The sequence below is a fragment of the Streptomyces blastmyceticus genome (genome assembly GCF_039521185.1).
In the GTDB taxonomy this organism is placed as follows: Bacteria; Actinomycetota; Actinomycetes; order Streptomycetales; family Streptomycetaceae; genus Streptomyces; species Streptomyces blastmyceticus.
Genome location: NZ_BAAABW010000023.1, coordinates 106351 through 113595, shown reverse-complemented (window position 1 = coordinate 113595; position 7245 = coordinate 106351). Strand labels below are relative to the sequence as shown.

Annotated in this window: 8 protein-coding genes; all 8 read right to left on the bottom strand. The window is 67.0% G+C overall.

Annotation, left to right across the window (positions count from 1 at the left end; translation table 11 throughout):
- Positions 1–528 (bottom strand): Fe-S cluster assembly protein SufB (locus ABD269_RS20685; RefSeq protein WP_486387814.1); only part of this gene is annotated, 528 nt, incomplete at its 3' end.
- Positions 525–1190: a NifU family protein gene (locus ABD269_RS20680; RefSeq protein ID WP_344119839.1), complete on the bottom strand. Its 666-nt coding sequence runs from the start codon at positions 1188–1190 to the stop codon at positions 525–527. The genes ABD269_RS20685 and ABD269_RS20680, both read right to left, overlap by 4 nt.
- A 44-nt stretch (positions 1191–1234) precedes the next feature.
- Positions 1235–1609: a HesB/IscA family protein gene (locus tag ABD269_RS20675; protein WP_344119837.1), complete on the bottom strand. Its 375-nt coding sequence runs from the start codon at positions 1607–1609 to the stop codon at positions 1235–1237.
- A 34-nt stretch (positions 1610–1643) separates the two neighbouring features.
- Positions 1644–2903, bottom strand: a complete 1260-nt coding sequence (locus ABD269_RS20670; RefSeq protein WP_344119835.1) for a 3-isopropylmalate dehydratase large subunit — start codon at positions 2901–2903, stop codon at positions 1644–1646.
- A gap of 8 nt (positions 2904–2911) precedes the next feature.
- Entirely contained in the window at positions 2912–4174 is a 1263-nt protein-coding gene (locus ABD269_RS20665) for an aminotransferase-like domain-containing protein (RefSeq protein ID WP_344119833.1), read from the bottom strand.
- Between the two features lie 100 nt (positions 4175–4274).
- On the bottom strand, positions 4275–5399 hold the full coding sequence (locus tag ABD269_RS20660) for a radical SAM protein (RefSeq protein WP_344119831.1): 1125 nt from the start codon (positions 5397–5399) through the stop codon (positions 4275–4277).
- 29 nt (positions 5400–5428) lie between these two features.
- On the bottom strand, positions 5429–5977 hold the full coding sequence (locus ABD269_RS20655; protein WP_344119829.1) for a LeuD/DmdB family oxidoreductase small subunit: 549 nt from the start codon (positions 5975–5977) through the stop codon (positions 5429–5431).
- A complete protein-coding gene (locus tag ABD269_RS20650) occupies positions 5977–7230 on the bottom strand; it encodes a 3-isopropylmalate dehydratase large subunit (RefSeq protein ID WP_344119827.1) in 1254 nt (417 codons plus the stop codon). The genes ABD269_RS20655 and ABD269_RS20650 overlap by 1 nt, the downstream gene beginning before the upstream one ends.
- Positions 7231–7245: the final 15 nt, after the last annotated feature.

Here is a 7245-nt window from a genome sequence, read left to right as displayed (position 1 = left end):
ACCCACCGGGATGACCGTGCCGAAGTACTCCTGGAAAATCTCCGGGTGCTCCTTCAGCGCCGTGTCCGTGTCCAGGAACAGCACACCCTGCTCCTCCAGGTCCTCGCGGATCTGGTGGTAGACGACCTCCGACTCATACTGCGCCGCCACACCGGCGACCAGGCGCTGCTTCTCCGCCTCCGGGATGCCCAGCTTGTCGTAGGTGTTCTTGATGTCCGCGGGCAGGTCCTCCCACGAAGCAGCCTGCTTCTCGGTCGAACGCACGAAGTACTTGATGTTGTCGAAGTCGATACCCGAGAGGTCGGAACCCCACGTCGGCATCGGCTTCTTCCCGAACAGCTTCAGGCCCTTCAGCCGCAGCTTGAGCATCCACTCCGGCTCGGACTTCTTCGCCGAGATGTCGCGGACGACCTCCTCCGACAAACCGCGCTTGGCCGTGGCACCGGCCACGTCGGAGTCGGCCCAGCCGTACTCGTACGTGCCCAGGCCTTCAAGCTCAGGGTGGGCAGTCTCCGTGGGGAGAGTCATGCGGGGTTCCTCCCGGCCATCGGATTCCTGGTGAGGAAGGGCATCGTCCCGGCGCCGTGGTCCGTGACGTCGACGACCTTGTGGATCTCGGGCATGGTCTCCACGATGAAGCGCTCGATCCCGTCCTGCAGGGTCAACGCGGCGCCGCTGCAACCCTGGCAGCCGCCGAGGAGACTGACATAGAGGACTCCGTCTTCTATGCGCTCCAGCTTGATGGCGCCGCTGTGCGAGGCCAGTGCGGGGTTGACGGTTTCGGCGAAGAGGCGGTCGATACGGGTGCGGAGTTCCTCCGCTTGAGCGGAATCGGCGGGAGCGTCCGCGAGGCCGTCCGGTTTCCGGGGGGTGTTCGGGTTGGTGATCACCATGCCGAACTGCGGGTCCGCGTCCACCGTCGCCCCGGTGAGCCGGGGCGCGTCCGCTGCCGGCACGACCACGACGAACTCCTCGCAGTCCGCGACGAGATCGCTGTCGGCGACTTCCGCGCTCCCCCGCCATTCGAAACCGTACTGGTACTCCCCGCCGTCCTCGCCCGTCACCGTGACGAACAGTGCGGGGCGCTCCGCGCCCGTATCGGGCTGAGCGAGTCCGAGGAGGGCCTCGCGTGCCGCTTCGGTCACGACGACCGGGCGGCTCATCCGTGTGTCCGCTGTTGTACGGCTCATTGCCGACCTCCGGGCTTCAGGCATGCAGAATTACGGAATGTCGTTCAGTTGAAGCTGTTCCCGCAGCCGCAGGAACTCGACGCGTTCGGGTTGTCGAAGGTGAACCCCGACTCCATCAGCCCGTCCTGGTAGTCGAGGGTCGTTCCCTTCAGGTAGGGAAGGGAGTGCTGGTCGACGGCGATGCGGATGCCGTCGCGCTCGATGGTGGTGTCCGTCTTCGTGACCTCGTCGTCGATGTACATCGCGTACGAGAGGCCGGAGCAGCCACCGGGCTTGACGCCGATGCGCAGGACCTTGTCCTGCCCTTCGGGAACAAGGAATTGGGCTATCTTGCGCAGCGCCGCGTCCGTGACCCGCAGGCCGTCCTCACCGGTCCGTGAGGGTATCCGGACCGGTACCCGACTCACCGTTTCTGTCATGGGATGAACCTCTCCTCACTGGATTTCGGCTGGTTCAGCGCAAATACACGCGCGGGTCCGTGATACGTCCTTCGACAGCCGACGCGGCGACGGTGGCCGGGGAGCCGAGATAGATCTCCGCCTTCGCGCTTCCCATCCGGCCGATGTAGTTGCGGTTGTTGCTGCTGATGACGCGTTCTCCCGCGTCGAGCAGCCCGCCGCTCCGGCCGCAGCACAGGCTGCAGCCAGGTTGGTTGACCACGGCGCCCGCCTCGATCAGTGTCTCCACATAACCGGCGGCCACAGCGGCCTGGAAGATCTCCCGGCTCGCCGGGACCACGTAGAAGCGCAGCCGCGGATGCACCTTGCGTCCGGACAGCACCCGCGCGGCGATCTCGAAGTCCTCGAGCCGTCCGTTGGTGCAGGAGCCGAGGAACGCCTGCTGCACCTCGATCCCCTCGCAGTCGCCGATGGGCTTGACGTTCTCCACGGTGTGCGGGCAGGCGATCACGGGCTCCAGCTCCGCGGCGTCGTAATGCAGCACCCGCTCGTACTCGGCGTCCGGATCCGGTGCGAGAGTGTGCAGTCCGCGGCTGTCGCCGTGGCGCGCCACGTAGGACAGCACCGCGTCGTCCGCGGCGATCAGCCCGGTCTTCGCACCGGCCTCCACGCTCATGTTGGACAGGGTCAGCCGGCTGTCGACGCTCATCGCGTCGATGGTGCCGCCGCCGAACTCGAGCGCCTTGTACGTCGCTCCGTCCCCTCCGATGTCCGCGATGACGCGCAGGATGATGTCCTTGGAGAAGACGCCAGGGCCCAGCCGGCCGTCGACGGAGACCCTGATCGACGGGACGACCTTGAGCCAGGTGCGGCCCGTTCCCAGCACCGCGGCCATCTCGGTGTATCCCACGCCGGTGGCGATGGCTCCCAGGCCGCCGTACATGACGGTGTGCGAATCGGTCCCCACGGAGATGTCGCCGGGGCGGATATAGCCCTGCTCGCACATGATCTGGTGGCTGATGCCATCGGTTCGGTGCACATTGCGCAGGCCGTGTTCCTGGATGAACTCCTCGGTGACGCGGTGGTACTTGGAGTCCTCGGGGAAGCTCGTCGGCACGAGGTGGTCGTAGATGATGACCACGGACTCGGGGTTGCGCGGCCGGGTGAACCCCATTTCCCGGAACTTGCGGATCACGAAGGGGGTGAAGAAGTCGTGGATCATCGCCCGGTCGACATCCACCTCGACGATCTCGCCGACGTCCACGGGCCGGCCCAGTTTCCGGGCCAGTATCTTCTCGTACAGCGTCCCAGGCAATGTGCCTCTCACTTTCTGCCGCGTACGGGCGCCTCAGCGACGCGCGCTCCGTCGTCTTTCTCCATGAGCGCCTTCACGCACTGGCCCAGCCGGCCGATGCCTTCTTCGATTTCACGGGGTTCGAGGCGCGCGAAGGTCAGCCGGAGCTCCGGGAGCTCTGCTCCGCCGCCGCGCCTGAACCGGGAGCCGGAGAGGAAGACGACCCCTTCCCGTACGGCTGATTGCAGGAGCCGTTCCGGGTCCGTCGGTGTGCCGAGGGTGACCCAGGTGAAGAAGCCGCCGCTCGCCTCGGTCCAGTGGGCTCTGCCCTCCAGATGTCTTGTCAGGGCGTCGAGCATCGCGTCCCGGCGTTCCAGATAGGCGGCGCACAGCGGTGGCAGCAGCCGGTGGAACACACCGCTGCCGAGCAGCTCCCCGACCACTGACTGGGTGAGCGTGTTCGGGCAGACGTCGACGTTCTCCCGCAGGCTCGCCGCCTTCTGCAGGACGTCCTTCGGTGCCACCAGCACGCCCGCCCGCATTCCGGGAGAGAGTGCCTTGGAAAAGCTCGTCACATAGGAGACGCGCTCGGGTGCGAAGGGCTGGATGGGTGCGGCCGGGCGCACGAAGCGGATGTCCGCGAAGACGTCGTCCTCGATCAGATGGCAGGCGTGGCGTCGCAGCATTTCCGCGATGAGCGGCCGTTGCCCGGACGGTATGTTCACGCCCATGGGGTTCTGGTGGTCGGTGACGAGATAGAGCAGCTTGGCCCGCGGCTGACGCAGCGCCCTGTCCAGCTCCTCCGGATCGATGCCCCGCTCGTCGAGACGGACCGTGCTCACGCGGGCGCCGGCCGCCTCGAAGAGCTCCAGTGCGGCGAAGTAGGTGGGCGAGGTGGTGACCACGGTGTCGCCGGGGTCCACGTACAGCCGCGTCACGAGGTCGATGGCCTGCTGGCCGCCGCTGGTCAGCAGGATCGACCCGGCGTCCGTGGTGACGCCGCGCCGTAGAAGGTGTTCGGTCACCGCCTCCCTCACCCAGGGCTCCCCGGCGGCGCTGCCGTACTGGAGCACCTTGTTCCCGTGGCGCGTGAGGACGGTGTCCGTCGCGGTGCGGACCGCCTCCACCGGGAAGAGGCGTTCGTCCGGGAATCCGCCGGCGAAGTTGATGGCGTCGCCCGCGCCCCAGCGCAGGACGTCGCCCATGGTGGACCCGGTCAGGCGTCCGGCCACCGCGGACCAGGCGGCGAGGCCGGCCGGGTCGGTCGGCACCGGTGCGGCTGCAGGCTTCAAGGGATCCTCCGCGAAAGGAGTGGGCACCCGGGGGGCAAGGACCGGAGCGAGGGCGTGCGGTGCGGTGTACGGGCACCGGTCGCCCGGTACCCGCGACACGTCAGCTGGTGCAGATCACTTCCTCGGCCTGCGGCTTCTGCTGCATCTTCTGCGTCAGCTGCACATAGAGCCGGTCCTTGATCGGGCAGGGGTTGTCCCAGTCGGTTCCCTTGGCCTTGTCGAGCAGGAGCTGGGACAGGGACTTCTCTCGGACGGTGCCGAACTTCGCGTCCGTCGAGGTGTAGCACTCGACGTAGTAGCCCTCTTCGGTGATGACCGGCCCGAGGTGCCAGGCCAGACAGGTCATGCACTTGTCGCCGTCCAGCACGATGGGGGTGAGCGTCTCGCGCTTGTCGGTGTAGTGGTCGATGAGGCTGCGCACCTGCTCGACCTCGGCAGGCGGGAAGAGCTTGGTCTCCGCCTGGTCCAGCGCGCCGCCGATCGGCGACGGCACCTTGCAGATGAACTGCGCGTTGCGGTCCCGCGCCCACTGCTTCATCGCCGGGACGCTCTCGACGTTCTCCTTGGTCGCGATGCCGGTGAACGACAGCCTGGTGTAGGTGCCGTCCTCCTGCTCCCAGGTCCGGCTGAACCCGGCGTCGATCATCCGCTCCACGCCGGCCTCGAACTTCTGCCACGCGCCGCGGACGTTGACGATGCTCTCGTAGAGTGCGGGGTCCAGGGTCTCCAGTTTGACGAGCAGGGAGGCGCCGACGTCGCTGAGGTACTGCGTCAGGTCGCGTCCGTCCAGGCCGTGGAGGTGCTTCGAGACCCGGTCGTTGCCCATGATCGTGCCGTTGGTGACGATGACCGGCATGAGCTCCCGGGAGACCGCGTGCTTGACGATGTCGAGGAGGGCCGGGTCGTACGTGGGCTCCCCGTCACCGCAGACGATCATTGTGCGGGCACCGAGGTCGACGGCCTGGTCGATCAGGTCGCGGTACTCCTCGACGGTGAGCTGCTGCGGGTTGCGCTTCTTGTTCCCGAGCGCGTAGCAGTACCAGCAACGTATGTTGCACGCCGAGGTGGTGCTGACGCATATCGAGAGGATGGCGTCGGGTTTGCCGTTCTCCCGGACCTCTTTGAGGATGTCCAGGTCTTCCCGGTTGTAGTTGTCGATTCCCTGGAGCAGCAGCACGTCCCTCTTCGAGAACGTGTGGTCGTTGAAAAGCTTTGCGGTCTGCACGGCTTGCTCCTCTCTGGTTCCAGCGGATTTCACGAGGCTGTGCCGGATGCCTCGGCATTCACCCGGCTCCAGTAGGCGACCAGCCCGCCCTCGGCCACCATCTCCATGAGCTGTTCCGGGATCTTGCCGAAGGGGATCTCGCCGGCGTCGGCACCGGCGTCCGTGATCCCGAACACGCATCTGTCGAGGTCGATGCCGATCACCGAGCCGGTCTCGACGCGCGGGGGCAGCTCGGCCGACTCGATCACCAGCAGCCCGTTGTTCAGGGCGTTGCGGTAGAAGAGCCTGGAGAAACTCACGGCGATCACGCACCGGATGCCCAGCTCTTTGATGATCTCCGGTGCCTGTTCGCGGGAGGAACCGCTGCCGAAGTTGCGGCCCGCCACGATCACGTCTCCCGGGCGCACGAATTCGGCGAAGTCGGGCCAGATCGGGGAGAAGGCGTATCGCGACATGTCCCGGACGCTGGGGAGCGTCATGTACTGGGTGGGGATCACGATGTCCGTGTCGATGTTGTCCCCGAGGCGGATGACACGGGAACGTTCCGCCCCCGTGTCCGCTCGTATGCCCGCCGGCATCAGACGAATTCCCTGGGATCGGTGATGTAGCCCCCCACGCAGGTCGCGGCGACGGTCGCCGGCGAAGCGAGGAAGATCTCGCCCTTGGGGCTGCCGGAGCGGCCGGGGAAGTTACGGGTCCCGGTGGAGATCAGTACGTCCCCTTCGCCGATGGCTCCCTGGTTGCCGAAGCAGACGGAGCAGTTCGCGTTGACGACCATGGCGCCGCTCTCGAGGAACACGTCCATCAGACCTTCCTTGAGGGCCTGGACGTAGACGCTCTTCGAGGCCGGAGCGATGATCAGCTTCACCTCGGGCAGCACCTTCCTGCCGCGCAGGACCTCCGCCGCGATGCGCAGGTCCTCGATGCGGCCGCTGTTGCAGGAGCCGACGAAGCCCACGGTGACCGCGGTGCCCTCGTAGGCCGTGACCGGGGCGAAGTTGTCCACGTTGTGCGGGTAGGCCACCGCGGGTTCCATGGTCGACAGGTCGTAGTGCATCCGGCGCTCGTAGACGCAGTCCTCGTCGCCGGCCAGCAGCACCCCGGTGTCGGTGTCCGCACCGCGCTTCTCGCGCAGATACCGCAGGGTCTCCTCGTCCGGCTCGACGACGGAGGATTTGGCGCCCGCCTCGACACCCATGTTGACGAGCGTGGCCCGCTGCTCCGTGTTGAGTGCCCGTACACCGGGGCCGCCCCACTCGATGGCCTTGTAGGTCGCGCCGTCCGCGCCGAGGTCGCCGATCATCCGCAGCACGACGTCCTTGGCGTAGACGCCGTCGGGCAGCGCGCCCTCCACGTCGATGCGGATGGTGGGCGGGACCATGACCCAGGTCTGTCCGGTGACCATCGCGGCGACGAAGTCGGTGGAGCCGACCCCGGCGGCGAAGGCGCCGACGGCCCCCGCGGTCAGGGTGTGCGAGTCCGCGCCGAAGACCACGTCGCCGGGCTTGGCGTAGTCCTCCAGGATCAGCTGGTGGCAGACGCCCTCGCCGTCGTGCAGCGGGATTCCGTGCTCGCGGGCGAAGGCCCGCATCTTGTTCTGGGTCGCGGTCGTGGTCGGGCTCTCCGACGGCACATTGTGGTCGATCACGAACACGGTGCGCTCGGGGGCGTGGATGCCGCGCTCCTTCAGACGCGCGTTGAACATGTCGATGCTGATGTGTGTGGTGGCGTCGTTCGTCATGCACCACGTGACATCGACGGTGAGGATTTCCCCGGGACTCGCGTGTTCGACGCCTGCCGCACGGGCCAGCAGCTTCTCAGTGATGGTCATGCCCAAGGTGATCGG

Bases quoted from the DNA above. Each gene is read 5' to 3' on its own strand.
- ABD269_RS20655 (WP_344119829.1), bottom strand. From the start codon at position 5,977: ATGCCGGCGGGCATACGAGCGGACACGGGGGCGGAACGTTCCCGTGTC.
- ABD269_RS20650 (WP_344119827.1), bottom strand. From the start codon at position 7,230: ATGACCATCACTGAGAAGCTGCTGGCCCGTGCGGCAGGCGTCGAACAC.
- ABD269_RS20675 (WP_344119837.1), bottom strand. From the start codon at position 1,609: ATGACAGAAACGGTGAGTCGGGTACCGGTCCGGATACCCTCACGGACC.
- ABD269_RS20680 (WP_344119839.1), bottom strand. From the start codon at position 1,190: ATGAGCCGTACAACAGCGGACACACGGATGAGCCGCCCGGTCGTCGTG.